Here is a 26,538-nt window from a genome sequence, read left to right as displayed (position 1 = left end):
CCTCTGCTTTGGACAGATCGCCGTGGTCTGGACGATCGTGCTGGTCGAGCGCTAGTTCACGGTGAAGGCGTAGGTACGTGTCCAGCTCAGGTAGCCGCGCGCATCGATGCTCCACACCGACAGCGTGTGAGGACCGGCAGTGCCGGGCGTGATGGTCACGGCGGGCGTGTCGGTGGGGGTCCGGAGCGTCTCACCGGAGTCCAGGCGGTAGTCGTACGCGACGACGTCCTGCGCGCCGTTGGGCGAGAAGGTGAACGCGCCGGGCACGCCGGCACCGCCGCCGGGCGCGTTCTCCGGGTAGACGGTCGAGGTGACCAACGGCGCCTGGTTCCGGCTCGGGGTGAAGAGGTAGCGACGCTCCGGCCCGAGGTTACCGGCCCGGTCGACCGCTATGACATACAGGGTGTTGCGGAAGGAGACCGTCGGGGTGAGGGTCACGCTGGCCCTGCCCTCGGCGTCAGCTGTCACCTGCTGGGGTGGAGGGCCGGCCGGTGCGAGCCGGTACCTGTAGGACGCGACGTCGGTGGACTCGCCGGGGGAGAAGGTGAACACGCCGGGCGTGCCGACCAGCCCGCCCGTCGCGTTCTCCGGGTAGGTCTCGGAGGCGATCACCGGCAGCGTGGGCCGGGTGACGTCGACGGTGAACTCCTGCCAGGCCGTCCAGTCACTGGCGTCGCTGAGCATCTCCAGGGTCTCCGGCTCCTGGTAGTGATCCTCGGCGCGCACCCGCCACCGGTAGGTCTGGCCATCGACGAGCAGCCCTTCGGGGATCTCGGTGCAGTGCCTGCCCTCCCCGCCGGGATAGGAGGTTGCCGAGCCCAGGACGGTGCCGGAGGAGTCAGCCCACTCGAAGCGCGCCGACACTTGGTCGCCGTGCTGCCGGTCGGGGTTGACGACGTCGGCGCCCAGGGTGGGCGTCGTGGTGGGGACGAACCTCGTCGCCGGGCGTGGTTCTGGCCAGCAGGAGTCGTTGAGGTTGATGGCCGGATCGGTGGGCACCTCAGGCACGGTGTTGTACCAGAAGCGCAGCACCGGCGTGGTCAAGCGGCCGAAGTACGGGTGGTTGACCTGATCGGTCTCGAAGACTCGCAGGTTGCGCGGCCCGAGCTCGCTGGCCGCACGCAGCCCGAAGGTCAGGTGCCGCTCGCCGCGTGCGACGGCTTCCCGCACGAGGTCACTGATCCGCCAGTTGAAGAAGCAGGCGTCGAAGCCGTCGGCGACCTTCCCGGTGCCGAGGTTCCGCTTCCAGGCGGGCTGGTTGAGCCAGGTGGTCTTCGGGCCGATCTCCCCGGTCAGCCAGAGCTCGATGCCGGGGTCGCAGACGCCGCTGTTGAGATAGCCCTGGAAGGTGGCGTCGAGCAGCTTCTTGCCGTGCATCTGGCTGATGTCCATGCGGAAGAAGGAGCGGAACACGCCGGGAGGCCGGATGCCCGTCCCCACGAGCGCGTCGTCCGCGCTGTTCCAGTGGGAGGCCTTCGGGTGGGCCAGGGCGACGTAGGTCCAGGCGAGCTTGAGGGTGCTGGTGGACGCCGACGCGTGTGCCTGCGTCGGCGGCATCATGACGAGCGTGACGATGAAGGCGCATAACAGCGCCAGGACGCGTTTCACTGTGGTTCTCCCCGTTGACGGTGCGGGCCCCTAAGCGATCATGGTCGCCCGGGGAGGCAACGCGGTGGGAGCCATTTCGGGGACGAATGAGTAACTTTGAGTGCTATATGCGGACCATCGACTCGACGGGACCCCGCAGGATCAATGCGCTGAGGCACTAGGTAGGGGCTACTCAGGCGTTTCCCGGCCAACCGGCAGACCATCTCAAAAGAGACCTCTTTCAGGAGATGGTGTGAGATGTCAGATTTCGAGGTGTTCCGTGCGACCGCAAGCCTTGACAGGCTCAAGGCGCTGGGCAAGGACGAGAGCCCGTACACCATCGAGGTGCGCTTCCTCGATGGGCTGAGCGTGACCCAGCAGGCCGCGTTCAAGGCCGCGGCACGCCGGTGGACCAGAGTGATCGTCGGCGACCAGCCTGAGGCGGAGGTCACCCAGGGCCCCGGGCTCCCGGAAGGCGTCACCCCCGGCGAGCTGATCGACGACATCGTCATCGTCGCGGAGGGCAGCAAGATCGACGGGCCGGGCCACATCCTCGGCGGGGCCCTGCCGCTCCGGTTCCGGCCGAACGGGCTGCCGTTCGTCGGCTGGATGCGTTTCGACAGCGAGGACCTCGACGGGCTGGAGGCCGACGGCAGGCTCCACGACGTCATCGCGCACGAGATGGGCCACGTCCTCGGCATCGGCAAGACGGTCTGGCGCAGGCTCGGGCTGCTCAGCGGCGAAGGCACCGACGAGCCGCTGTTCATCGGACAGCGGGCCGCCCAGGAGTACGGTGCGCTCCTCGGCTCGCTCGAAGCCCACCCGGTCCCGGTCGAGAACGTCGGCAGCCAGGGCAGCGTTGGCAGCCACTGGCGGGAGTCGGTCTTCGGCGACGAGCTGATGACCAGCAGGGTCGGCAACGCGACGGCCTGCCCGCTGAGCAGGCTCACCGCCGCCGCGCTCGCCGACCTCGGCTACGAGGTTGACATGGCGGCAGTCGAGCCGTACGTGCTGCCCACACCCCTGCTGCTGGCCCAGAACCGCGAGCAGCCCAGCGAGCTGGTGCTCCACTGCGACATCGAGCCGTCGAGCTAGTGCCGCGTCAGGCCACGTGTGTGCCCTGTTGACGATCTTCGGTAACCGGGGACTGCCGCGGTGATCCGTCGGTTGCCCCTGGGGATGGCGCAGGACGAACATCCGGCGGCGACCTCTGGACGTATCACACGCATGGGGCTCGGGGGCCGACGTCAAAGATGGAGCTGCGTGATGACCGTGGACGACCGCTTCGGGCAAGGCATTGGAGAGGCACGCAAGAACCGGTTGCTGGGCACAGCCAGCGAGGTCGTGACCGATCCGGTTTCGGACTGGGCGAACGACTTCTCCCATGTCGATCCCGTCTGGGCCGCCGATCCCTATCCGATCCAGGACGAGCTGCGGCAGCGTTGCCCGATCGCGCACACCGAGCGGTTCGGCGGCGTGTGGCTGCCGACGCGGTATGAGGACGTGGCGGCCGTCGCATACGACACTGACCGTTTCTCGTCCCGGGCGATCATCGTCAGCAACAACAAACCGCCACTCGACCTGGCCCCGGTAGGCGACGCCCCGCCGATCACCTCCGACCCGCCGTTCCACCGCGACGCCCGGCAGCTGTTGCTGCCGATGTTCACCAAGTCGGCGGTGGCCGAACAGGAGGAGGCGACGCGGGCGTACTGCCACGAACTGATCGACGTCATGCGGGGGCGGGAGGTCGTGGACGCCGCCCGTGACTACGCCCAGCACATCCCGATGCGGGTGATCGCCGACATGCTCGGCTTCCCGCCCGAGGACGGCCCGCGGTTCCGCGAGTTCGTCGAGAACGTCCTGGAGAGCATCAACCAGTCGCCCGATGAACGTCTCGGACGACAAGACGAATTGGTCGGCTACCTCGTCGCGCAGATCCACGAGCACGTCGCCAGGCCGCGCGACGACCTGACGACTTACCTCATCAACGCCGAACTCCACGGGCAGAAGCTGGACCCCATGCACGTGGTGGGCACGATGATGCTGCTCCTCATCGCCGGCATCGACACGACATGGAGCGCCATCGGGGCGTCGCTGTGGCACCTGGCCAAAACTCCGGCCGACCGCGAGCGCCTGGTTGCTGAGCCGGGGCTGCTGCCGACCGCGGTCGAGGAGTTCCTGCGCGCCTACGCCCCGGTGACCATGGCGCGGCTGGTCAAGCAGGACATGCACTGGAACGGCGTGGACATGAAGGCCGACGACTGGGTCCTGCTGTCCTTCCCCGCCGCCAACCGCGACCCGGCCCAGTTCGAGCGGGCGGACGAGGTGCTCATCGACCGTGAGGTGAACCGCCACGCCGCCTTCGGCCTCGGCATCCACCGCTGCGCGGGCTCCCACCTGGCCCGTATGGAGCTCCGGGTCGCCCTGGAGATCTGGCTGGAACGCATCCCCGCCTTCGCCCTGGCGGACCCGGCAGCGGTGACCTGGGCCGCCGGCCAGGTACGCGGCCCCCGCGCCCTCCCCCTCCGCATCCTCTGACAGTCGAAGCCCTCGGAGCGACCATCCATGAAAGTACGCATCGACCCCGAACGCTGCCAAGGCCACGGCCGGTGCTACCACCTCTTCACCGAGGACGATGAAGGTTACGGCCAAGTGATCGGCGACGGCGTGGTACTCCCGGACATGGGACACCCGGCCCGCCTGGCGGTGTCCAATTAATGCCGGACAGTGGAAGCAGCGCCCCTCTGCTGCCGTTGCCGTCGGAGGGACTGACGACGTCCGCGGCGAAGAGGTCTTCCAAAGCCGTCACGTTCCCCTCCTGGGCGGCGTCGAGGAAGGCCGACAGGAGGCGCCGGTGCTCGTCGGTGTCGATCGACTCACGCCGGGTGGTGTTCAGGTGCTTGCGGGCCCGGCTCACGAGCTGGCGGACGTTGGCCGGGCTGAGCTGAATGATCTCGGCGATCTGCTCGTAGGGATAGACGAAGGCCTCACGGAGGATATAGGCGGCCCGCTGGGCCGGGGTGAGCTTCTCGAGCAGCAGCAGCAAAGCGAGTTCGAGCGCCTCGCCCCGCTCGGCTCCGGCGGCGGGGTCGGCGCTGGTATCGATGGGCTCGGGCAGCCAGGGGCCGATGTAGGTCTCACGGCGGGCCCGGGCGGACTGCGCGACGTTGATGGACAGCCGCGTCGTGATCAGGGTCAGGAACGCCGCCGGGTTGGCGATGGCCGAGCGTTCGGTGTTCTGCCAGCGCAGCCAGGTTTCCTGAACGATGTCCTCGGCTTCCGTCGAGCTGGCGAGCATCCGGTAGGCGATGCCGAAGAGGCGCGGACGCACTTCGACGAAAGTCGCGGCGGCCTGGTCGAGGGAACTCGTCTGGTCCTGCCCTTCAGATGCATGCTCACTCGCGCCTCCGTGGACGAGGACGACCACAGGCCGGTCGGTGGTGCTCATGCGTTGTCCTTTCCGAGGTTCAGGGCGTTCTTGAGAGCCGGCGATCGCCTGGGCGACGGCGGCCCGCACGACATGGGTGCCGCTGACGGGGTTGAGCATCATGAAGTCGTGGAGCGTGCCGTCGTAGCGGACGCTGGTGGTGGGGACGCATGCCTCGGTGAGGAGGCTCGGCTCGGCCGGACTCGTGGATCGGCTGCTCGCGGAAGCCGATCTTTCTCCGCTCGACCGCAGGTGGACGCCCGTCGCCGACACCACACACTGTGGCCGGGCAGGTGCCGCGGTCGCATCAGGGAGATGCCTGGCCCGGGTCCCTAGGGAGGAGCCGATCCGCCCGGGGGTCACGGGCCGGGCAGGCCGCTCGGGACGCGGACAACCCCCTTGCAACCGTCGAGCGACGAACCCCCCAGACCTCGGCGAGTCCCTGCGGGTCAACCTCGTGTGGTCGGGACCGGGCAAGATCGAATACGAGAAGATCCCGCCGACGTCGCCTCCCTCATGCGCGAGGTCTCCACGACGGGCAAGCTCGTCGAACAGCCGCCGTCTCCAACCCGCAGAGGCTCGGGCGGCGGCGCCGCTTCCTGGAGCTCCAAGCGGGCCGCCGGTACCGCGTCGCCGGAATCCGTACCGGCGGGGGCCTCAAGGAGGGGGCATGGAGAAGGGCATGCGCGGGCAACGGCGCCGCGGCGGGTGGGTCAGAGGATGTCTTCGAGCTGGTGGCGCGAGGTGACGCCGAGTTTCGTGAAGACCTTGCGCAGGTGGTATTCGACGGTGCGGGGGCTGACGTACAGGCGTGCGGCGATCTCCTTGTTGGTCAGGCGGGCGCGGGCCAGCCTGGTGATCTGCGCCTCCTGCGGGGTGAGTTGCTCCGTGGTCTCGACGTTCCGCTTCCGGGCGGTCTCCCCGGTGGCCTGGAGCTCGCGTGCGGCCCGGTCGGCGAAGGCCTTCATGCCGATCTCGGTGAACAGGTCGAAGGCGGTGCGGAGGTTCTTGCGGGCCTCGATGCGGCGGCGTTCGCGGCGGAGCCATTCGCCGTAGAGTAGGTGGGCGCGGGCGAGGTCGACGCGCATTCGGGTGCGGCCGAGCCGCTCGATCGCCTCGCGGTAGAGGCGGTCGGCCTCCTCGCCTTCGCAGAGCAGCGCCCGGCAGCGGGCCTCGAGGCCGAGACCCCAGTCCGCGCCGCCCGCCCGGGTGGACCGGGAGAGCCGTTCCAGCGTGCGGGAGGCCAGTTCGTGCCGGCCGGTACGCGCGGCGGCCTCGATGAGCTCGAGGGGCGCCCATTGGACTCCGCAGCCGCCCGGCGCCCGATGGTCCACACTGGCCTGCAGAACGGCTTCCAGAGCCTTCTCGTACTGGCCGAGCCCGTTGTAGAGGACGGACCGGACCCAATGGCTGATCTCCAGCGTCCTCCCCTCCCCGCGGACCGCTCCTTCTTTCGCGATGAGCTCCGCGAGCTGCTCGGTCTCCTCCTCATCTCCCTGCCACGCCGCGAGGCCGAGGTCGCCGCCCGTCTGCACCATCGCTCCGGAGGTGGTCCAGACGTCGGCGGCGACCGCGTTCGCCTTCGCCTCCTCGTTCTGGGTCTCGGCTTCCGCCAGGTCGCCCTCGAAAAGGTGCATCATCGTGGAGATGCTGAGCGCCAGGGGCAGCAGCGCGAGCGCGCCGGAGTCGCGGATCAGGCGGAGGTAGCGCCGGGTCAGTTCGCGACAGGCCTCGTCGTCCCACAGGCTCATGACGGAGAAGTTGACGAACCACAGCCACCGGAGCTGTTCGGCGGGGGCGGTCTCCTCACTCATGATGGCGTCCACGGCACGCCGCAGGGCTGGTTCGGCCGTCAGGGTGTCCCGCGTGTAGGACATGGAGAGGGCTTCGAGGACGAGATCCGTGGCGCGGGGCGCGCCGGGCGCGGGGGGCGCCTCACGGGTGGCCGCCGCGACCTCGGTGATGTCGTCCCAGTCGGGCAGGACGCCGATCGCCACGAGCAGCGCCTGCAGATAGGTGTCGCGGGACAGGTCGATGTCGAGTGGTTCCAGCTGCTTGGCGGCCTTGAGCAGGATCGCCGGAGCAGATGTGCCGCGGTTCGAGGTCAGGGCGATCTCGGCGCGAAGAGATTCGGCCTTGGCACGGCGCAGGTGGTCCGGCGGCCCGGCTTCGGTCGCCGCCAGCAGCGCCAGTGCGGACTCGGGCGCGCCGACCAGGTGCTTGGCCCGGGCGGCGTCGAGCGCGCGTTCGGCCCGGCGCCGGGGATCGGGGGTGAGCCCGACCGCCCGCTCCAGGAAGGCCGCGGCGGCGGCCAGTCCACCGCGGGCCTGGGCGCGCCCGGCCGAGCGTTCGAGCTCGGCGGCGATGCCCTCGTCGGGGTGGGAGGCGCTGTGGGCGCGGTGCCAGACCCGTCGGTCCGGGTCGGTGGCGGCGTCGGTCGCTTCCGCCAGCGCTCGGTGGGCCTGTCGGCGCTCCCTCGGAACGGCCGCGTTGTACACCGCGGAGCGGACGAGCGGATGCCGGAAACGCACTCGGTCGCTGAAGTCAATCAGTTCGTCGGCCTCGTCGACCGCCGTGGTGTCGACGCCGAGCACGCCGGCGGCGCGCCACAGCAGAGCCGGATCGCCGAGGGGTTCGGCGGCGGCCAGCAGCAGCATCATCCGGCTGTCGGCCGGTAGGCCGTTCAACCGACGCTGGAAGCCGTCCTCGAGGCGGCCCGACAGCGACTGCCCGGTCGCCGCCGCCACGAATCCGCCCGCGGACGCGGCGCGGGGCAGTTCGAGCAGGGCGAGCGGGTTCCCGCGCGACTCGAACAGGATCCGGTCGCGCACCTCCTCGTCCAGCGGCCCGGGGGCCACCCGGTTGACGAGTGTCCGCGCGTCGGCGTCCCGCAGTCCGCCGAGCTCCATCACGGGCAGGCCCGGCAACACATCGGTCTCGCCGGAATCACGGACGGCGAAGACACAGGCCACGCTTTCGGCCATGAGGCGGCGGGCCACGAAGGTGAGGACCTGCGCCGAGGCGCGGTCGAGCCACTGGGCGTCGTCGATCACGCACACGAGCGGACGCTCGTCGGCGGCCTGGGCCAGGAGATTGAGCACGGCGAGGCTGATGAGGAACTGGTCGGGAGTGGGACCGGCGCGCATCCCGAACGCTGTCCCGAGCGCGTCATGCTGGGGTTCGGGCAGGGAATCGAGGAGGTCCAGCATCGGCACGCAGAGCTGATGGACGGCCGCGAAGGGCAGTTCCATCTCCGACTGGACCCCTGTCGCGGTTACGACCCGGCACCCAGAGGACTTCGCGACAAGGTGGTCCAGCAGCGCCGACTTGCCGACTCCGGCCTCGCCCCGCAGCACCAGCACCCGGCTCTCGCCGCCGCGGAAGTCCGCAAGCAGCCGGTCGAGCGTCTCGCACTCGGCCTCTCTGCCCACCAGCCACCCGGGCCGCAGGGCTCCGCTCGCCCCGGCCGCGGACCACCCTCCCCCAAGATCAGACTTTTCGGACATTTCCGCCATATCTTCCGTGCCGCGCAGACCGGTGGTACCGGGACCGGACTGTCATCTAATGCAATATCTCATTAAAACGGCCTGATCAACGAACTGGCCGGAAAGCGCCGAGTTGCTGCCGCACCAAGTCCGCCGTTCACTGCGGCAGGCACTAAAGGCGTTGGGGGCGATGATCAGTACACGCGTTCTGCGCGGCCCGCTAGGGGATGGCGGGTTCGACCCTGGTGGCCGCTGGTCGACCGTCATGGTGTTCCGGGGTCGAGCATCTCGTGGATGCGGCGGAACAAGCGGTGCTCCCAGTGAACGGCTGGTAGCCACAGCAGGTATGGGAAGCGGCCGGCGCGTTCGTCGGTGATGCTGTCGAGGAGGGTGCGGAGTTCGTCAGGCACTGATCATCGACCACGCTGCGCCATGCGAGGGCGGCGCTTATTCGGATCTAGGGGGCGGCCAGGGTCCGACCGCTGGGCCCGGGCCCCTGGGCTTTCCGGTGCCCGGCGCCACTTGGTCGAGCTCTCGTCCGGGCGCAGCGTCGCGCCGGCTCGATACCAGGCCGCCGGCCCACCAGCGCGTCCGGCTTCGCCGACTCGCGATGCCGTCACCGCAGCGGCGCGGTCTCGGTGTCACCTTCGCTGCGACTTGCCGATGCATGGTGTCTTTGGCGCACCAGCGGCCGTTCGGCGTCCTTGAACAGCTTGACGTCATGCGGCAGGAGGTCGGAGTCGTCGTCGACGATTCCGCATCACTTCCCTGTACGACGGACGGTCCGGGCGGGCGGCGATTCGATCAGGTCGTCCATCGCGCAGTCGAGGATGTCCAGCAACGCCATCAGCGTGCGGAGGCTCAGCCGCTCCGGCTTGCCGACCACGAGCCGGTACACCTGGCTCGGCGACAGGTCGACACCGCGAGCGGCCAGCAGAGGACGCAGCTCCGTGGTGGAGGACATGCCGCGCTCCGCCATGACCTCGCGAAGACGCCAGCCATAGTCCAGATCGGCCATTGCCCGTCAGTCCCTTCCTCTTCTGCCCACACGGAGAGGTGCTCCAAGACCGGGTGCGAGCGCATGCGGGACAGGGTCCACCCGCACGCGCCGCGTTCGCATCCGTGACGTCCCTAGCGTGACCGCCGCGCCATGAGGGAGACGACCGGTTGGCCCGCGTAAATCCGGACATCGACCAGCGTCTGCAGGACGAGGCGACCCGCCACCGCGGCGGCACGCCCGTCGTGCCCGGAGAAGCCGGGATCGGCAAGACCGCGTTGTGGGCGGGGCCCGGCGGCCACTATCCACCGCAGAGTCTGCTGGACGGCTTACTCCCAGCACTCCTGAGGAATTTTCTCGGGGGCTGTCACAAGCCCGAAGGCTGTCGGGTCTTAGCTGGCGACCGGTTGGCGGCTACGGCCACCACCGGTAAGGCTCGCCACCTTCCGCCATCGATCCGGACGAGGCAGCAAATTCATCCCCCGGCCGTCACCCTCACGAACAAAGGAAGAACATCATGAGCAGGCATTTTCTGGAGCCGGCGGCGCAGGAGCTCGCCGATGCGACCTCCAAGCCCCCGTTCCTGTACGAGCTGGGCCCGGACGGCGCCCGCAAGGTGCTGGACGACCTGCAGGCCGCCCCGGTCGCCAAGCCGGACGTGGACGAGAAGTGGATCATCGTCCCGGCCGGGGTCGGTGACGTGCGGGTGCGGATCGTCAAGCCGGCCGCGTCGTCCGGCCCGCTCCCGGCCGTCCTGTACGTCCATGGCGGCGGCTGGGTGCTGGGCAACGCGGGCACCCATGATCGGCTGGTGCGTGAGCTGGCCGTCGGGACGGGAGCGGCGGTGGTCTTCGTGGAGTACGACCGCTCGCCCGAGGCCCGTTACCCGGTGGCGATCGAGCAGGCCTACGCCACCGCCCAGTGGATCACCCGGCACGGCGCCGACGAGGGACTGGACGCCTCCCGGCTGGCGGTGGCCGGCGACTCGGTCGGCGGCAACATGAGCGCCGCGCTGACCCTCCTGGCCAAGCGGCGCGGCGACGTGACCTTCGTGCACCAGTCGCTGTACTACCCGGTCACCGACGCCGGCCAGGACACCGCCAGCTACCGCGAGTTCGCCGACGGCCCGTACCTGACCGCCAAGGCGATGGCCTGGTTCTGGGACGCCTACACCACCGACCCGGCCCAGCGCGCCGAGATCACCGCCTCACCGCTGCGCGCCACCCTGGAGGACCTGGCCGGGCTGCCGCCCGCGTTCGTCATCGTCGACGAGAACGACGTGCTGCGCGACGAGGGCGAGGCCTACGCCCGCAAACTGACCGCGGCCGGCGTCCCCACCACCAGCGTCCGCTACAACGGCACCCTGCACGACTTCATGATGCTCAACCCCGTCAGCGGCACCCACGCCGCGCGCGCCGCCACCGCCCAGGCCATCGAGGTCCTCAAAACCGCCCTGAACACCGGAAAGGCCATCGCATGAGCGAGCAGCCCGTCATCGTCCTGGTCCACGGCGCCTTCGCCGAATCGGCCGGCTGGAACCGCGTCATCCAGCGCCTGCACAGCCGTGGGCTGTCGGCCATCGCCGTGGCCAACCCGCTGCGCAGCGTCGAAGGCGACGCCACCTACGTGCGCGACGTGATCGCCGGCCTCGGCCGCCCGGTCGTCCTGGCCGGCCACTCCTACGGCGGCATCGTGATCACCCAGGCCGCGGCCGGCAACCCGAACGTCCAAGCTCTGGTCTACGTCGCCGCCTTCGCCCCCGAACCCGGCGAGAACGCGCTGCTGCTGTCCGGCAAGTTCGAGGGCAGCACCCTGGCCGGCGCGCTGGAGGCCTACCCGGTCGCCTCCGGCGGCAACGAGTTCCGCATCGCCGCCGACAAGTTCCACCACCAGTTCTGCGCCGACCTCGACGCCGGCGAGGCCGCCCTGATGGCCGCCACCCAGCGGCCCGTGACCGAGCGGGCGCTGACCGACGCCCTGACGGCGAACGAGCCCGCCTGGCGCACCACCCCGTCCTGGTTCGTCCACGGCGAGCGCGACCTCAACATCCCGGCCGCCGCTCTGCGCTTCATGGCCGAACGCGCCGGCTCCCGCGGCACCCGGGAGATCCCCGGCGCCTCGCACGCCATCGCGGCCTCGCAGCCCGACGCCGTGACCGCCGCCATCCTCGACGCCGCCCACCACGCGCAGGAGTGACATTCCCATGCCCGCGATCCTCATTCACGGCGTCCCCGACACCCACCGCGTCTGGGCGGGCGTCCGCCGGCACCTGATGCGCACGGACGTGGAAGCCTGGGACCTGCCAGGCTTCGGCGCTCCACGACCGGACGGCTTCGGCAGCACCAAGGAGGAGTACGCCGACTGGCTGATCGGCCGCCTGGAGAGGATCGGCGAGCCGGTCGACCTGGCCGGTGCTGCAGCGGCCTGAGCAGGTCGCCGCCGCCCTCGAAGAGCACTGGCAGCGCCACTGAGCCGCTTGATCCGGCGGCCCCGAGGGCCGGCGGCCGCGCCGATGAGACCCGTCAGGCACCCGGCTCGCCTGCCGGCCCCTCGCGCCTCGCACCTCGTTCGACACCCGGCCCTTACCGATCCATCGTTCACGAGGTGGAGATCATGACCGTTCATCGGATTCACCAGCAGCGGGAGCCCCGATCCCCTCTGCGCTGGACCGCCCGCGCCGCCTGCCAGGACGCGGACCCCGGCCTGTTCTTCCCGATCACGTGGGACGACCACCCCGGTCAACGCGAGGAGCAGGTACGGCACATCTGCCAGACCTGCCCCGTACAAGCGGCCTGCCTCGACTGGGCCCTGCGCACCGGCGAACCGGACGGCATGTGGGGCGGCACCACTCCGGAAGAGCGCCGCCGGTTACGCGCCCGCCAACGGCCGGCCACGGCCTGACGGCGTCCGACGCAGGGCTCATGGATCCCAAAGAAACTCCCGGCAGCTGTCACGCTCATGAGCGTCGCGGGCGAGCGCCGGGTCGAACCCTTCGAGGCCCTGGGCGGCGGCGAGGGGGAACTGTGGCCCGCTGCTGTCGCGCCGTGGCGCGTATCCGGCGCGGGCGGTGCCATGCCGGCAACGTCGCCGGGTCCCGGACGAGATCGCCTCACTGCTGAAGGACGTCTCCACCGTCGCAAGCTGGGTCGAATGACCTTCCGGCAACGCAGAAGGCGGGAACCGAAAACCGGTTCCCGCCTTCTTCACTTGCAACGTGCGGTGGTGAACTCGCCCTGCCGCATCGCCATGACTGTCTGCCGCAACGAACGATCGTGTCCACCGTGGACAGTGGTCGCACTGCGACCGCTGTCCGCCTCACGGGCAAGTGTGAGCAGATTGCGAACGAGCGCAGTCAGCGAAACCTTGGTCACGACTGCGGCGCGCGACGGTCTCGCCGGGACTCCAACTCCTCCGGGCTGACCGGGATCAGCATCGGCTGCCCAGGCGCGCAGAACATCGTCACCACGAACGCCGACTCCTCGTCCGCGAGGTGGTTGCCGTCCTGGTAGTGGATCACGTCCCCACCGGGCTCTGAGAACGCCTCACCAGCCCGGACAACCCGCACGGGGTCGCCTTCGAGCTCGAAGTTGACGGCCCCCTTGATCACGAACCCGTACGCGGGCCCGGAATGCCGGTGAGGCGGCGCACCAGGGCTGTTCGGCGGCAACGTGATCAGGAGCGTCATCGCCTCGGCCCCCTCCGGCGCAGGCGGCGCCCCCGGCACGGTGGCGACCACGTCGATCTTCGGCGGCGGCCCGCTCTTGTCGGGGTTCTCGAGGTGGTGAGCGTGAGCGTGATCGGTACTCATCAGGCTTCCTTCACGAAACAGTGGCCGGCTCGATCCGGCCGTGCACCAGCTAAGACCAGACAGCGCCCCGATCTGTGACAACGCCCTGAACAGCGCGCCTGCCGGAAACCTCGTCCGCGACCATGAACGCCAGGAAGACCGCGTACGAGGTGCATCTCGCTCTGGCCGGCACCGATCCCGACCGCGCCGCGTCCGTGGTCCGCATGCTCCGGGGACAGGAGCCGGTGTTGGGATCAGGGGGCGATGTCGAGGGCGTCGATCGCCACCGCCGGGCTGATGGTCAGGAAGGACCGCTCGTCGCCGTCGTTCAGGTCGGTCGTGATGAACCGCTCCGGTGAAGAGCCCGGGCGGACGACCCGGCCGCCGCTGATGGCGAGGTAGGCGTTGAAGTTCCGCCTGGTGAAGCGGCGCTCGCCGCCGGTCGGGACGTCGATCGCGATCAGGGGCCTACTCGGTCACCGACCTCGCCCCGGTCGCCATCACCATCGGCGGCCCCGCCTCGACCCTGACCACCACGACCCCGGGCCAGAACGCCCGGTTCCACCGACGTCCAGGTCTCTCTGAAGAAGCCCGACGGCACGGCGCTCGGCAACGCCACGTACTGCGGCCGTAACTGCATCATCTCGGCGACGACCCTGCCCGCCACGGGCACCTACACGATCGTCTTCAATCCCCAATCCGACAAGACCGGCTCCCTGACCACGAAAATGGCGGTGTCATGACAGGGGTCGCGGTTTAGGCGCCCGGACCCCGGTTGTTATGCGGCGAGGTCGAGCAGGCATCCGTCGGGCCCCGCCGTCGTCGGCAGGGCGACCACGGCCGCCCGCAGCAACAGGCGAGCAACCGAGGAGGCTGTGCACCGGGGGCTTGCGGCTAGACCCGGGTCGTGCCGCAGAATCGTCGGCCGAGGCCAGAATCCGCGGAATGGGAGTAGCGAAGTGCGTGTGGTGTTGTCGACGACCGGGTCGCGCGAGGACGCGACGAATGACTGTGCGGGGAGTGGCCAGTGATGGACGCCGACGTGATCATCGTGGGCGCCGGTCCGACCGGCCTGATGCTGGCCGGTGAGCTGCGCCTGGCCGGAGTGCGACCGCTGGTGCTGGAGCGGCAGCCACAGCCCCGAGACATCCCGAAGGCCAACGGTCTCGGCGGGCAGATCCTGGAACTGCTGCGCTACCGAGGTCTGCTGGACCGGTTCGAAGCAGCCTGTACCGGCCCCAGCCACCCGGCTCCCCGATTCCCGTTCGGCGGTGTGCATGTGGACTTCTCGCCTCTGCCAGATCCCCCGCTGCGGGGGCTGTCGCTCCCGCAACCGCGACTCGAGCGCCTGCTCGACGAACGGGCCGGCGAGCTCGGCGCCGACATACGCCGCGGACAGGAGATCGTCGGGGTGAGCCAGGACGACGCCACGGTGACCGCGGATGTGCGCGGGCCGGACGGGCCGTACCGGGTGACCGCCCGATACCTGGTGGGCTGCGACGGCGGGCGCAGCAGGGTCCGTGACAGGGCCGGCATCCCGTTCCCCGGCACGACGTATCCGGAGGTCAACCGGCTGGGCCAGGTCACCTTGCCCGATTCGGTGACCCGGCTGGGCAACGGCGACCTCGACGTCCCCGGCCTGGGCAGGATGCGCGCGGGTTCCTTCACCTGGACAGACCGCGGTGTCTTCGGGTTCGGGTGGCTCACTTCGGAGGTTCTGATGGTCTCCACCACCGAAGACGAGGCACGCGAAGTCGACGATGACGTACCGATGACGCTGGCCGAGCTGCAGGACAGCATCCGCCGCGTGCTCGGTGCGAATTTCCCCCTGGGCGAACCGCGCCGGCTGTCGCGTTACCAGTTTCAGGCTCGGCAGGCCGACCGGTACCGCGACGGGCGGATCCTGCTGGCCGGTGATGCGGCTCATCTGTTCCCCGCCACGGGCGTGGGCCTCAACGCCGGCATGCTCGACACGGTCAACCTTGCCTGGAAGCTGGCCGCCGACATCCACGGCTGGGCGCCGGTCGGCCTGCTGGACACGTATCACGACGAACGCCACTTCGCCGGCGCACGTACACTGCTCCACACCCAAGCTCAGGTGGCACTGCGGCGCGGACACGACCCAGCCGCCGAAGCACTGAGGGAAGTCTTCCTGGACCTGTTCGCCGACGAGCAGCCATTGCGCCGCATAGGGGCCCTCATCGCCGGCACGGACATCCGCCATCCGATACCCGGCCCCCACGAACACGCCTTGACCGGCACCTTCGCACCCGACCTCACCCTGCACACCGACCAGGGCGCAACCAGTGTCGCGGAACTCATGCACACCGCACGGCCCATCCTCCTCGACCTCGCCGACCGCCCGGACCTCCGCGAGACCGCCCGAGACTGGCAGCATCGCATCGACATCCACACCGCCAAGACCGATCACCGACCAGCCGACGCCCTCCTGATCCGCCCGGACGCCCACATCGCCTGGGCCGCAACCACCGACGAACCCGCAGGCACCGCCGCGCTCACGCTGCGAGAAGCACTCTCCCGCTGGTTCGGCACACCCCTGAAAACGACGGTGCCCGTCATCGATCGGCTCTCCTGATCGGCCGGCCGAACATCGCCAGGAGCGCTCATCGCGAAGGTGGACGTGCGCGCCGAATACGACCCCGCAACCCACAGCCGGTCAGCGGAACGGTGGTCAGGACCCGCGCGGGAACACCGCTGGCCTGACGGGCAGGCGTAGGGCTTCCACCGTGGCTCCGGCCACGTCATTGGGGTCGGGGCCGTACGGAGGGCGGTTGACGGGTCAGGCGGCGATCGGCGAGTACGCGGCGGCGTCGCCCGCCGGCGCCACGCTGGGCCGCCCGTCTGCCCCCACCGGCACGTCGCCGGCGATGGCGACCCGGTGCAGGTGGCGCGGCCGGGCACAACAAAATCAGTAGGGAATCCGGGTAATCCGTCCGCATGGCGAGAAGGTCGAGCCGACCCCTTGACGGAGCGGTGAAGCCAATAAATGATTATTCCTACTTATAAAGTCGAGAAAGGGGAGATCGTGCGAGCGCTCATCCTGCTCGGGCTCGTCGGTTTCGCGGCCCAGCTCGTCGACGGCAGCCTGGGCATGGCCTACGGCGTCACCTCCAGCACGCTGCTGCTGGCCATCGGCACCAACGCGGCGGCGGCCTCGGCCACCGTGCACCTGGCCGAGATCGGCACCACGCTCGCCTCGGGCATCTCCCACTGGCGCTTCGGCAACGTGGACTGGAAGGTCGTGGCCAGGATCGGCATCCCCGGCGCGGCCGGCGCCTTCGCAGGTGCGACGTTCCTGTCCGGCCTGTCCACCGAGGTCGCCGCCCCGGTCATGTCGGTCATCCTGCTGACGCTCGGGGCGTACATCCTCGTCCGCTTCACCGCCTTCGGGCTGCCGCGCGGCAACCTGGGCAAGCCGCTGCGCAGGCGCTTCCTCGGTCCGCTCGGCGTGCTGGCCGGCTTCGTCGACGCCACCGGCGGTGGCGGCTGGGGCCCGGTCGGCACCCCCGCCATCCTGGCCAGCGGCAGGCTGGCCCCGCGCAAGGTGATCGGCTCCATCGACGCCAGCGAGTTCCTCGTCGCGATCGCCGCCAGCATCGGCTTCCTCGTCGGCATCGGCTCGGAGAACATCGACTTCGCCTGGGTCGCCGTCCTGCTGCTCGGCGGCGTCATCGCCGCCCCGATCGCGGCCTGGCTGGTGCGCCACATCCCGCCGCGCATCCTCGGCTCCGCCGTGGGCGGCATGATCATCCTGACCAACATCCGCACCCTGCTGCGCAGCGACTGGATCGACGCCTCCAGCGGCGTCCAGGCGGTCGCCTACACCGCCATCGCCGTGATCTGGGCCGCCGCCATCGCCTACTCCGTACGCGAGTACCGCCGCGACAAGGCAAGCGAGTCCGTCGAGGCGATCGAGCCCGAGCTGCGCGCCCGGACCGCCGAGGAGGAGCAGGCCTCCGCATGAGGGGCCACACGCACCAGGCCCGGCCGCGCACCAGGGCCGGGCCTGTGGTGCTTTCACACCTATGAGAATCTCCGCCAGAACCCAGTACGCGCTCACCGCCATGCTCGTCCTGGCCGAGGCCGACGGCCCGGTACACGCCGAAGCGGTCGCCGTCTCTCAGGAGATCCCCCGCCGCTTCTGCGACAACATCCTGCTCCAGCTCCGCCGGGCCGGCCTCATCCACAGCCAGCGCGGCCCGGAGGGCGGCTACTGGCTGGCCCGCCCCGCCGGGGAGATCGCCCTCGCCGACGTCATCCGCATCACCGAAGGGATCGAACCGATCGGCCGGCCCCTGCCGAAGGCTGCCGCGCCGCTGGCCCAGATCTGGGCCGAGTTACGGGCCCACGAGGATCGCCTGCTGAGTGCGATCACCCTCGCCGACATCCTTGACGTCCCGTCGGCCAGGCTCTGACGGAGCCAGGGCGGCAGGGCCTTCGTCGCGTCGCCCGGCCGCTCCCTAGCCTTGTCGCGTCGTGCCCCTGGAAAAGCAGGCAGGCCAGCGCGAGCAGCCCAGTGACGATGACGGCGGAGCGGGCCAGCGAGGTGGTCGAGCGGATCGCCGTCCGCGGCCTGCTCGCCCAGCAGCACACCCGCACCGAGGCGGCCACCGGCGTGCGCAGCATCACGGTGGTGGCGGAGGGCAACGTGACCCGGGCGCGCCGCAGGACAAGGCCCACCCGGGCGGCACGGCGAGCCCGCCGCACCGGCACCGATGTGCATCCGCGCCCGCCGGCCCGGGCCAGCAACAAGGCCCGGCCGACCCCCAAACGGCGGCAGGCCAGCCGCACCAAGACGTTCAGCCGTGTGCCCGACCGGCGCACGGTGCCCGCCCCGCCCCCGGCACGCCCGGGACGGGACAGCGTCCGGCGGGCCAGGCACCCCAGGCACCCCGCCCACCGGCGGGGCGTACAGGGCCTGTACGCGATCCTCACCACCGGACCGGCTTCCGCCGTGTCACGGCCACCCCCGTACTCCCCCTGGGAGGGTACGGAGGCGGCCCGCCACGCGCCACGCCCGCCCGGAATGCCGGAAATCCTCAGGCAAACATAGAGAATCGCAGACGCTCAGCCATGCCGAGGGCACAGGCATGGCCTCCAGCGGCCGGGCGCTTCCCGCCTCCAGCAGGAGCACGCGGGCGTCGGCGTTCTCGGAAAGCCGCGCGGCCATCACGCACCCGGCGGTTCCGCCGCCTACGACGATGTAGTCGTAGCCGTCCAATCTGCCCTCCAAGTGACTTCAGTCTGTACTGCCGCGCGTGCGGGACAGGTCAATGACCACCGTTGGCGTGACGTTCGGCGTCCGGCCGACGCCGATTCACATGCCGGTGTGGAGACGTACAGGTCAGAGCGACGATGACGGCCGTCCCCGCCAGGTCGATCAGCGCACGCAGCATCCGAGCAGCCTTCATCTCACGTCTCGATTCGTTCGAGCCCTGCCGGGTGCCATATGAGATCAGGTCCGGCCGAGCCAAGACCCGCGTAAGGCCCACGGATACCATCGCCGGGCCGGCTGTCCAGGGGTAAGACCACTTTCTGCTCGGTCATTGCTCACCCGGCCCGGGCTGACTCCGGAGGCGCGCCGCCGCTCGGCTTTCTGGGAGTTCTTAGCGCAGGTGCACCGGGAGGGCGTCCAGGCCGTTGATCAGCAGCGACGGGGCCCCTGGTGAGGGTGCCGGCGGGAACGGCCAGGCGCAGGGCGGGGTAGCGGTTGAAGAGCATGCCGAGGGCGATGCGCGCTTCGGCACGCGCAAGTGGCGCGCCGACGCAGTAGTGCAGGCCGTGCCCGAACGCGGTGTGCGCGGGCGCCTCGCGGGTGATGTCGAGCACGTCGCCGCCGGGAACTGCGCGGGGTCGCGATTGGCCGCGGTCAGGGCCATGATCACCAGCTCGCCGGCGGGGATCGTGACGTCGCCGACCTCGACGGGCTCGGCGGTCCAGTACGGCATCGTGTTCTGCAGCGGGCCGTCGTAGCGCAGCATCTCCTCGATCGCCGGTTCGAGCAGCTCAGGCCGCTCGCGCACCAGGGCGAGCCGGCCGGGATGCGTGAGCAGCGCGCGCACGCCGTTGGCGATCAGGTGGGCGGTCGTCTCGTGCCCCGCGATGACCAGGAGGTAGACCATCGAGGTCAGCTCGTCCTCGGAGAGCATGTGCTCGCCGTCGCGGGCGGCGATCAGGTCCGAGAGGAGGTCGTCGCGCGGCTCACGTCGCTTCTCCTCGATCAGGCCGCGGGTGTACGCGAGCATCGACAGCGCGGCCCGCTGGTAGTCCTCGAAGCCGTGGATGTCCGGCGACACGATCAACGGGGTCCAGCTCCGGAAATCGGGTCTGGCCTCCGTGGGGATGCCGATCAGCTCGCAGATGACGTTGATCGGCAGCGGGACCGCGAGGGCGGGGACGAGGTCCGCCACGTCCTGCCCGTCGAGCACGTCGAGCAGGTCGCCGGTCATCTGCTGGATCCCGGGGGCGAGCTTCTCGACCCTGCGCCGGGTGAACACCGAGGTGATAGCCCTTGCCCCAGTGCTTGCGGGCCAGACACCAGCCGATGCCCAGCCCAGGGAATCCGTACGGCTGCCAAGGTCCGGCCCGGCCCACGAACTCGCCGGTGACCTTCTCCACCAGCGCCCAGTGGGAGTAGCCGCGGATCTCCCGGTGGCCGATGAAGGTGGCCAGGCTCCGCCAGGCGTCCGCGGGCGAGGTGCTCACCGCCTCGGCCAGCCCTCCGGCTACCTCTGGATCGGACAGCATGGCGGCGTAGTCGTGGAAGTCTTCTCCCGTGAGAGGTCGCATGATGAGGCGTTCGGTCTCCAGTCGGCTCATGAATGTCAGTGTGCCTGGAGAATGCCGTGGCGTGATCTCAACAGTGATCATTCATCCCCGGATCAGCTTCGGCCACGGCCTCCACATGCCAAGGGGCCGCGAGTCCTTCCGGCAGCCCGATCAGGAGACCGTCGCCAGCCGGCCGTCCACGTACGGCAGGATCTTGGTGCGCGGCAGGCGGACGAGGAACCCGTCCGCCCCGGGGACGGCGACGAGGGCGGCCAGGGGCGGTATTCTCCGCCGGACGAGCCTCATGACGATGTCCACGCCCCGAGCGTAGGGCCACGCCGCAGCCGAGATCCGATGATCACAGATAGAGCGGCGAACCTCCGTCAGATCTCCCCAGACGGGATACTTCTTCGCGTCTTCTTCGCAACGTGTGCCGCTTCCGATGACGACGGTTACGACTTCAACGCGCCGCTGCAGGACATGGACGTCCGCCCCGCCTCAGGGGAGGGTCGGTGCCCCCGCCGGCGGTCTGCTGCGCACGTGTCATGCCCTCAAGTGTCGCGGCGCCGCGAGGTGTGCGGCAGGCATGTGGGGAGCCCTGCCACACCCCTGAACGCGGCTCCCCGGCACAATACGCGCCGACTCGCGGGACCGTACTAGCCGGCACCGGGACGCCCATCGAGGACACCGTCCCGGCCCGCTCAGTACCCGCTGCGGCGGGGTGCGGCGGTCGGGCGGCGGGGGAGGTCGGTCCGGCCCGTGGGCTTGAGGTCGCGCGCCGGGTGCTCGTGCCGGTGCGGCGACCGGGCCTGGTGGTCGGCCTTGGCCTGGGTGATCGAGGCGGGGAGTTTGATAGGCATGCTTCCTCCTTGCGGTTCTATGCTCTGGTGAGCCAGGTGACCTGGGCGCCGTTGTCGAAGGACTCGCGCCGGGTGGGGGTGAACAGGGTGGGGCGGAACTCTCCGGAGAACATCGGGATGCCCGTGCCCGCCACCACGGGGTAGCTCTTGAGGATGATCTCGTCGATCTCCGGGAGCAGGGAGGCGGCGAGCTTGCCGCCGCCGCAGAGGTAGATGTCCATGCCGGTGTCCTCCGCCTTCAGCCGCTGGACGAGCTCGATCGCGTCGCCGGTCTCCACCTCCACCGTCGGATCGTCGATCTTCAGCGTGCTGGAGACGACGTACTGGCGCAGGTGGGAGTAGGGGCTGGTGGTGGGGACGTCCAGAGCCGGCTCGTAGGTGCCGCGGCCCATCACCAGCGTGTCGAAGACCTTGTTGGGCACGCCGTCGAGGCCGACGAGCTTGCGGACGTGGGTGGGGAGCGTCTCAGGGTAGCGGCTGTTGATCCAGGCGGCCATCTCGTCCGACAGCGGGTAGAAGTCGAACTCGGCGTTGGGGCCTGCGATGTAGCCGTCGAGCGAGACGCCGACGTAGTACACGAGCTTTCGCATACCGATCAACTCCCAATGTAGTACTATGTTTGGAGTGGTTTGAATGTAGTACTACAACTGGAGTGGTGTCAAGTGCGAAGCAATCCCGAGCGGCGGCAGGCGCTGATCGATGCGGCCATCGAGGTGCTGGCCAGGGAGGGAGCGCGGGGCCTGACCTTCCGGGCCGTCGATGCGGAGGCGACCGTGCCCACGGGCACGGCCTCCAACTACTTCGCCAACCGCGACGACCTGTTCACCCAGGTCGGCGGGCGTATCTATGAGCGGTTGCTGCCCGACGAGGCCACGATCACCCGGAGCCGGGAGGGCGTGCAGGACGAAGCCCGCTATGCCGAGCTCATGCACGAGCTGGTGGATCGGGTCTCCGCCTTCAACTCCGGCTACCTGGCTCTGCTCGAGCTCCGGCTGGAGTCCGCCCGGCGCCCCGAGCTGCGCGCCGTGCTGACCAAGCGCATCCGGGAGGACATCGACGCCAACATCGGCTACCACGCCGCCTCGGGCCTGCCCGGCGACTCGACCTCGGTGGTACTCCTCTACCTCACGCTGAACTGGCTCATCGTGGAGCGGCTGACGCTGCCCGACATCTTCACCGAGCAGGAGATCCACGAGCTGGTGGATGCCGCCGTGCAAAGATCGCTGAATACCTGACTTCCAGAACGCCCACGCGATGGAGGTCCCCGGCGACACCGTCGTCAAGCGCTACCGCGACGGCAAGGAGGGTGACGTGTCCGGGCGCTGCCCGTTTCAGCATCGCGCCCGGCCGCTACCGGCGTTCGGTCTCAGCCCGCTGGTGACGAGCCGATCGAGGTCCCATGCCGCTATCGCTAGCTGGAAGATGTCGGTGTCTTTCGCTCGGCGTTCTCCGCGACCTCCTCCTCCGGCATGTCGATCTTCCGGACACCGAGCACGGACACCAAGCTGACCAGCGACAACGCGGCCACATACAGGGCGATCGCGGTCGAGGACCGGTACGCCGCGAACAGGGTGGTCGCCACGATGGGTGTGAGTGCACCGCCGATCACGCCACCGATCGTGTAGGCGATGGAGATCCCGCTGTACCGGAAGCGCACGTCGAAGATCTCGGTGAACAGACCGCCCTGGGCGCCGGCCATGATGCCCTGCACGATCGCGGCAACGGTGAACGCCAGCAGCGCCATGCCCGCGTCACCCGTGTTGACCAGGCCGAACATCGGCAACGGCCAGAGTACGGCGGTCAGCGCGCCCAGGATGTACAGCCGCTTGGAGCCGAACCGGTCGGATAGGGCCGCCGACGCGAAGATCGTGCCGATCCACAACACGGTGGAGGCCAGGATCAGCGTGAGCAGCGTGCTGCGCTGGAAGCCCACCACGGTCGTGCCGTACGTGAGCATGTAGACGATCACGGTGTAGCCGACCGCAGGCGGCGCGATCGCGGCCAGGCCGGCCAGCACCAGGTTGCGCGGCTGCCGCCGGACCAGCTCGGCGAAGGGCACCTTGCTGATGGCGTTCTGCTGCTTGACCCGCTCGAACTCGGGCGCGTCCTGCAGCCGGCCGCGGACCACGAGCCCGAGGATCACCAGCACCAGGCTGAGGAGGAAGGGGATGCGCCAGCCGTACGACAGGAAGGCGTCGTCGGACAGGCCGGAGACGGCGAGGAACGCCAGGTTCGAGGTGAGCACCCCCATCGGCACGCCGAACTGGGCGAAGCTGCCATAGACAGCGCGGCGGCGCGGCGAGGCGCGTTCGGTGGCGATCAGGATGGCGCCGCCCCACTCGCCCCCCAGGCCGAAGCCCTGCACGAGCCGCAGGACGACCAGCAGTAGTGGTGCCCCGATGCCGATGGCGGTGTAGGTGGGCAGAAGGCCGATCAGGAAGGTCGCCCCGCCGGTCAGCATCAGGGTGAGGATCAGCATCGACTTGCGGCCGATCCGGTCGCCGAAGTGACCGATGATCGCGGCGCCGATCGGGCGGGCGACGAATCCGACCGCGAAGGTGGCGAAGGCCGCGAGGGTGCCGGCCGTACTGGAGGAGTTCGGGAAGAACAGGCTGCCGAACACCAGCGCCGCAGCGGTGCCGAAGATGTAGTAGTCGTACCACTCGATGGACGTGCCGACGAAGCTGGCCGCGAAGAGCCCCTTCGTCGACGGTCGACCGGTGACGGTGGTTGAAGCCACGGTGGTGCTCCTAAGACAGGCGGAGGGCCGGGGGGTGTGTCTCTGAGATCTCCCTGTGTTACGGAAGTCTCACCGTTGTACAGAATGTAGATCGGCCGCCACGGATGGTCGTGGGTCTTCTGTGGCGGTCCGTCTACGTCATCTGTCGCACTTCGCGTGAGAAATCACCCCAGCGGGCGGGTCTCCGGCACCTCCAGCAGTCGCGGCCCGCACCCCGGTGCGGCATTGGCCAGCTCTGCGGCCAATTCCTTCCCGTCGGACAGGCGTCGCGAGGTATGCCGTAGCCCTCGGCGATCCGCGCGACGTCCGGGCCGGGCAGGTCGAGGCCAGGGGCGCCGGCCACCCCGAGTTGGGAGACGAAGCCGCGCAACGATCCTTCGGCGGCTACCGGCGTGCTCTGCGTGGCCGCCTCCGAAGTCCATGATCGCGGCCGGGTGGCGGTGGGCTCCCCGGCGAACCTGTCGTGCCGGGGCCGGGCCCCGCCCCGGCCGAGACGCCGACGTTCTCGGGGGACGGCCGGCGCAGACCCCTCATGAGCAGCACGTTTCCGCTGGGAGGGGTTGGCGTGGAGTAAGACCCGGGCCGATGATGGGGAGCGTGCCTCAAGCCGTGGACCCGCCAATCCTCACCGACCCGAAGGGCCCGACCGCCGAGCTGACCCTGCAGACAGCCGAGCTGACCCTGCAGACACTCGTGGAAGTGTCCGCGGACGGCTTGGCCCTGCTCGACATGGACGGCCGCTTCGTCATGGTCAACGAGGCCGCCACGCAGGTGCTCGGCCTTCCCGCCGTGGACCTGATAGGACGGACCGCTCCGTTCGTCACCGCTGTGGACCGAAACCGCTCACCCGCACGCCGCACCGTCGCGTGGCCGGCTCCTGATGGACGCCGTTGCGACCTTGAGTACCGTATTTCCCCGGTGCCTGGCGCCGGATATGCGGTGTGGTTCAGCGATGTGACCGAAGTGCGACGTCAGCAGGAGCGGCTGGCCGCCATCACCCGAGCGGCGTCGAGCGTCGCCGACTCCGGCTCCCTGCGCGCGACCCTCGATGCGGTGGCACACGAGATCGTGGTGACCGCCAACATCGCGGCCGTTCAGATCCTTGCCGTGGACGACCCCGCGGACGACCTGCGGGTGCTGGGGATGGCGGGCTTCGGAGACGCCCCCGATTTCATCGAACGACTGAGTGCCTGCCGCCGGAGAGGGGCTCTCGTCCTGTTCCTCGAGGCCATCAAGACCGGGAGACCGATCGTGGTCGGGCACCGCAAGGCCGCCATCATGGCGGACCCGCGCTGGGCTCCGCTTCATGAGATCATGGATCGCCCCGGCTGGGATGGCTTCGTGTCCCTGCCGATGATCGTGCGAGAGCGCACCGTCGGTGTGATCAACACCTATTACGTTCCCGGCGAAGATCCCTGCTCGAACTCGCTGGCCTTTCTCGAGGCGATGGCCGATCATGCAGCGGTCGCCATCGACACCGCCTCCCTGCTCTCCCAGACCCGGTCCCAAGCACAGGAGCAGGAGCGTCGGCGGCTTGCCCGTGAGTTGCACGACTCGGCGGTTCAGCAACTGTTCTCCATGCGCATGCAGGCCAGAGCACTTCGTGCCGAGCTCGACCGCTCCGGCACCGACCCTGCCGCCGTTTACGGCGCCGCGGAAGAGATCGCCCAGCTCTCCGAGAGCGCGCTGGCCGATCTGCGCAGGCTGGTGTTCGAGCTGCGCCCGCTGGATCTCGGCGAGCAGTCCCTGATCGACGCTGTCCGCGCGCACGCGGCGAGTCTGGAGACCAGGACCGGCATCGCGGTACGCGTGCAGGCCCTATCCGACCTCGAGCCGAACGGCGGCATCGACCTTCAGGAGGACGTCTATCGCATTGTCCAGGAGGCGCTGCACAACGTGGTGAAGCACGCCCGGGCGACCTCGGTGGACATCCGCTTCACAACGGATGATGGGGACGGCCTGCTCATCGAGATATCGGACGACGGGTCCGGACCGGTCGTGGCGCCAGGCGGGGCGGCAGCGACTCGTCAGGACAGACTCGGGCTTGTGTCGATGCGCGAACGCGCTGAACGCTGGGGCGGACGGCTGATCGCCGGCCCTCGGCAGGCCGGGGGCTGGACCGTCAAGGCGACGCTGCCGTCGGCGACTTAGCGCCCCACTGCTGGGAAGGGATGTCGATGAACGAGGACACGACCATGTCAGAGGTCATCCGGGTCATGGTGGTCGACGACCACGCGATCGTACGGCGCGGTCTCCTGGCCTATGTCAACACTGTCCCCCTCTTCCACATGATCGGGGAGGCCGCCGACGGAGAGCACGCCATCGCCCTGCTCAAGGAGTGGCATGCCCTGGGGCAGCCGCTACCCCATGTGGTGCTGATGGATCTGCAGATGCCGGGCATGGGAGGCATAGAGGCCACCGGAGTGATCACCAGGACCTTCCCGGACGTCAAGGTCGTGGTGCTGACCAGTTTCGGAGAGGTGGAGAGGGTGCAGGCCGCGCTCGCAGCGGATGCGGCGGGCTATCTCCTCAAGGATGCCGACCCCGACGAGGTTGCCATGGCCATCCGCGCGGCGGTGACCGGAGGGATGCACCTGAACCCGACCATCGCCCGCCAGCTCACCCGGCGAATGACGGCCCCGCGCGTCGGCCTGACATCGTTGACGGACCGGGAGCGGGAGATCCTCGCGCTGCTCGCGCAGGGCAAGTCCAACCAGGACATCGCGAACCAACTGGTCATCAGCGAACGAACAGTCCGAACGCATGTCAGCAATGTGCTCGCCAAGCTCCAGTTGTCCTCCCGCACCCAGGCGGCACTGCTGGCCATCAGGGAGGGGCTCGTGACTCCACCGAGTTGATCCGTGCC

The 26,538-nt window shown here is 69.5% G+C and carries 26 protein-coding genes and 2 pseudogenes; 15 read left to right on the top strand and 13 right to left on the bottom strand.

What is annotated here, in order from left to right; translation table 11 throughout:
• Positions 1–51: 51 nt before the first annotated feature.
• Positions 52–1,608 (bottom strand): hypothetical protein, encoded by a 1,557-nt coding sequence (locus EJK15_RS24270; protein WP_138712757.1) that lies wholly within the window; start codon positions 1,606–1,608, stop codon positions 52–54.
• Between the two features lie 237 nt (positions 1,609–1,845).
• Here EJK15_RS24270 and EJK15_RS24265 point away from each other — a divergent pair, with 237 nt between their 5' ends.
• The 3 genes and pseudogenes from EJK15_RS24265 to EJK15_RS74770 form a co-directional block, all read left to right on the top strand.
• Positions 1,846–2,682 (top strand): leishmanolysin-related zinc metalloendopeptidase, encoded by an 837-nt coding sequence (locus EJK15_RS24265; RefSeq protein ID WP_138712756.1) that lies wholly within the window; start codon positions 1,846–1,848, stop codon positions 2,680–2,682.
• A 171-nt stretch (positions 2,683–2,853) separates the two neighbouring features.
• Positions 2,854–4,125: a cytochrome P450 gene (locus EJK15_RS24260; RefSeq protein ID WP_138712755.1), complete on the top strand. Its 1,272-nt coding sequence runs from the start codon at positions 2,854–2,856 to the stop codon at positions 4,123–4,125.
• A gap of 27 nt (positions 4,126–4,152) precedes the next feature.
• A pseudogene (locus EJK15_RS74770) lies at positions 4,153–4,209 on the top strand (ferredoxin); the annotation flags it as partial.
• A 1-nt stretch (position 4,210) separates the two neighbouring features.
• On the opposite strand, the gene EJK15_RS24250 reads toward EJK15_RS74770, so the two are convergent.
• From EJK15_RS24250 to EJK15_RS24240, 4 genes are all read right to left on the bottom strand, one after another.
• A complete protein-coding gene (locus EJK15_RS24250) occupies positions 4,211–5,035 on the bottom strand; it encodes a sigma-70 family RNA polymerase sigma factor (RefSeq protein WP_138712753.1) in 825 nt (274 codons plus the stop codon).
• A 692-nt stretch (positions 5,036–5,727) separates the two neighbouring features.
• On the bottom strand, positions 5,728–8,445 hold the full coding sequence (locus EJK15_RS24245) for a helix-turn-helix transcriptional regulator (protein ID WP_206061079.1): 2,718 nt from the start codon (positions 8,443–8,445) through the stop codon (positions 5,728–5,730).
• A gap of 317 nt (positions 8,446–8,762) precedes the next feature.
• Positions 8,763–8,909 (bottom strand): hypothetical protein, encoded by a 147-nt coding sequence (locus EJK15_RS70830; protein WP_171074507.1) that lies wholly within the window; start codon positions 8,907–8,909, stop codon positions 8,763–8,765.
• A gap of 350 nt (positions 8,910–9,259) precedes the next feature.
• On the bottom strand, positions 9,260–9,517 hold the full coding sequence (locus tag EJK15_RS24240; RefSeq protein WP_138712751.1) for a helix-turn-helix domain-containing protein: 258 nt from the start codon (positions 9,515–9,517) through the stop codon (positions 9,260–9,262).
• 496 nt (positions 9,518–10,013) lie between these two features.
• Here EJK15_RS24240 and EJK15_RS24235 point away from each other — a divergent pair, with 496 nt between their 5' ends.
• The 4 genes from EJK15_RS24235 (at position 10,014) to EJK15_RS24220 (ending at position 12,397) form a co-directional block, all read left to right on the top strand.
• Positions 10,014–10,976 (top strand): alpha/beta hydrolase, encoded by a 963-nt coding sequence (locus EJK15_RS24235; RefSeq protein WP_138712750.1) that lies wholly within the window; start codon positions 10,014–10,016, stop codon positions 10,974–10,976.
• Positions 10,973–11,692, top strand: coding sequence for an alpha/beta fold hydrolase (locus EJK15_RS24230; RefSeq protein WP_138712749.1), 720 nt, complete (start codon positions 10,973–10,975; stop codon positions 11,690–11,692). Before EJK15_RS24235 ends, EJK15_RS24230 begins: the two co-directional genes overlap by 4 nt.
• Before the next feature lie 7 nt (positions 11,693–11,699).
• Positions 11,700–11,924, top strand: a complete 225-nt coding sequence (locus EJK15_RS24225; RefSeq protein WP_206061078.1) for an alpha/beta fold hydrolase — start codon at positions 11,700–11,702, stop codon at positions 11,922–11,924.
• A gap of 185 nt (positions 11,925–12,109) precedes the next feature.
• Entirely contained in the window at positions 12,110–12,397 is a 288-nt protein-coding gene (locus EJK15_RS24220) for a WhiB family transcriptional regulator (protein ID WP_138712748.1), read from the top strand.
• Between the two features lie 466 nt (positions 12,398–12,863).
• On the opposite strand, the gene EJK15_RS24215 is transcribed toward EJK15_RS24220, so the two are convergent.
• A complete protein-coding gene (locus tag EJK15_RS24215; protein ID WP_138712747.1) occupies positions 12,864–13,304 on the bottom strand; it encodes a cupin domain-containing protein in 441 nt (146 codons plus the stop codon).
• Positions 13,305–13,426: 122 nt separating this feature from the next.
• Between EJK15_RS24215 and EJK15_RS24210 the strand changes: the two genes are divergently transcribed.
• The 5 genes from EJK15_RS24210 (at position 13,427) to EJK15_RS24185 (ending at position 18,357) form a co-directional block, all read left to right on the top strand.
• Positions 13,427–13,642 (top strand): hypothetical protein, encoded by a 216-nt coding sequence (locus EJK15_RS24210; protein ID WP_138712746.1) that lies wholly within the window; start codon positions 13,427–13,429, stop codon positions 13,640–13,642.
• Between the two features lie 671 nt (positions 13,643–14,313).
• Positions 14,314–15,879 (top strand): FAD-dependent monooxygenase, encoded by a 1,566-nt coding sequence (locus EJK15_RS24205; protein WP_138712745.1) that lies wholly within the window; start codon positions 14,314–14,316, stop codon positions 15,877–15,879.
• Positions 15,880–16,329: 450 nt separating this feature from the next.
• Complete coding sequence (locus EJK15_RS24195) at positions 16,330–17,268, top strand: sulfite exporter TauE/SafE family protein (protein ID WP_138712744.1); 939 nt, start codon at positions 16,330–16,332, stop codon at positions 17,266–17,268.
• Positions 17,269–17,329: 61 nt separating this feature from the next.
• Complete coding sequence (locus EJK15_RS24190) at positions 17,330–17,719, top strand: RrF2 family transcriptional regulator (RefSeq protein ID WP_138712743.1); 390 nt, start codon at positions 17,330–17,332, stop codon at positions 17,717–17,719.
• A gap of 107 nt (positions 17,720–17,826) precedes the next feature.
• Positions 17,827–18,357 (top strand): hypothetical protein, encoded by a 531-nt coding sequence (locus EJK15_RS24185; RefSeq protein ID WP_138712742.1) that lies wholly within the window; start codon positions 17,827–17,829, stop codon positions 18,355–18,357.
• On the opposite strand, the gene EJK15_RS76400 is transcribed toward EJK15_RS24185, so the two are convergent.
• From EJK15_RS76400 to EJK15_RS24165, 6 genes and pseudogenes are all read right to left on the bottom strand, one after another.
• Complete coding sequence (locus tag EJK15_RS76400; RefSeq protein ID WP_206061084.1) at positions 18,262–18,525, bottom strand: NAD(P)-binding protein; 264 nt, start codon at positions 18,523–18,525, stop codon at positions 18,262–18,264. The genes EJK15_RS24185 and EJK15_RS76400 overlap by 96 nt on opposite strands.
• 385 nt (positions 18,526–18,910) lie before the next feature.
• Positions 18,911–19,801 (bottom strand): cytochrome P450, encoded by an 891-nt coding sequence (locus EJK15_RS24175; protein ID WP_240777176.1) that lies wholly within the window; start codon positions 19,799–19,801, stop codon positions 18,911–18,913.
• A gap of 19 nt (positions 19,802–19,820) precedes the next feature.
• Positions 19,821–20,093, bottom strand: a pseudogene (locus EJK15_RS77675) (GNAT family N-acetyltransferase); the annotation flags it as partial.
• A 150-nt stretch (positions 20,094–20,243) separates the two neighbouring features.
• Positions 20,244–20,390 (bottom strand): hypothetical protein, encoded by a 147-nt coding sequence (locus tag EJK15_RS70825; RefSeq protein ID WP_171074504.1) that lies wholly within the window; start codon positions 20,388–20,390, stop codon positions 20,244–20,246.
• 383 nt (positions 20,391–20,773) lie between these two features.
• Positions 20,774–20,932 (bottom strand): hypothetical protein, encoded by a 159-nt coding sequence (locus tag EJK15_RS70820; RefSeq protein ID WP_171074503.1) that lies wholly within the window; start codon positions 20,930–20,932, stop codon positions 20,774–20,776.
• Positions 20,933–20,949: 17 nt separating this feature from the next.
• Positions 20,950–21,522 carry a dihydrofolate reductase family protein gene (locus EJK15_RS24165; protein WP_138712739.1) on the bottom strand — a complete coding sequence of 191 codons (573 nt, stop codon included), beginning with the start codon at positions 21,520–21,522 and terminating at the stop codon, positions 20,950–20,952.
• A gap of 72 nt (positions 21,523–21,594) precedes the next feature.
• On the opposite strand from EJK15_RS24165, the gene EJK15_RS24160 reads away from it, so the two are divergent.
• Complete coding sequence (locus EJK15_RS24160) at positions 21,595–22,167, top strand: TetR/AcrR family transcriptional regulator (RefSeq protein ID WP_138712738.1); 573 nt, start codon at positions 21,595–21,597, stop codon at positions 22,165–22,167.
• Between the two features lie 176 nt (positions 22,168–22,343).
• Here EJK15_RS24160 and EJK15_RS24155 read toward each other — a convergent pair whose 3' ends face one another.
• Positions 22,344–23,672, bottom strand: a complete 1,329-nt coding sequence (locus tag EJK15_RS24155) for an MFS transporter (protein ID WP_138712737.1) — start codon at positions 23,670–23,672, stop codon at positions 22,344–22,346.
• A 597-nt stretch (positions 23,673–24,269) separates the two neighbouring features.
• Here EJK15_RS24155 and EJK15_RS24150 point away from each other — a divergent pair.
• Both EJK15_RS24150 and EJK15_RS24145 read left to right on the top strand, forming a co-directional pair.
• Positions 24,270–25,823 (top strand): sensor histidine kinase, encoded by a 1,554-nt coding sequence (locus EJK15_RS24150; RefSeq protein WP_206061077.1) that lies wholly within the window; start codon positions 24,270–24,272, stop codon positions 25,821–25,823.
• A gap of 44 nt (positions 25,824–25,867) precedes the next feature.
• A complete protein-coding gene (locus EJK15_RS24145; protein WP_206061076.1) occupies positions 25,868–26,530 on the top strand; it encodes a LuxR C-terminal-related transcriptional regulator in 663 nt (220 codons plus the stop codon).
• Positions 26,531–26,538 lie beyond the last annotated feature (8 nt).

Source organism: Nonomuraea basaltis (assembly GCF_005893125.1).
In the GTDB taxonomy this organism is placed as follows: Bacteria; Actinomycetota; Actinomycetes; order Streptosporangiales; family Streptosporangiaceae; genus Nonomuraea; species Nonomuraea basaltis.
This window is presented reverse-complemented; position numbering and strand designations above follow the sequence as displayed.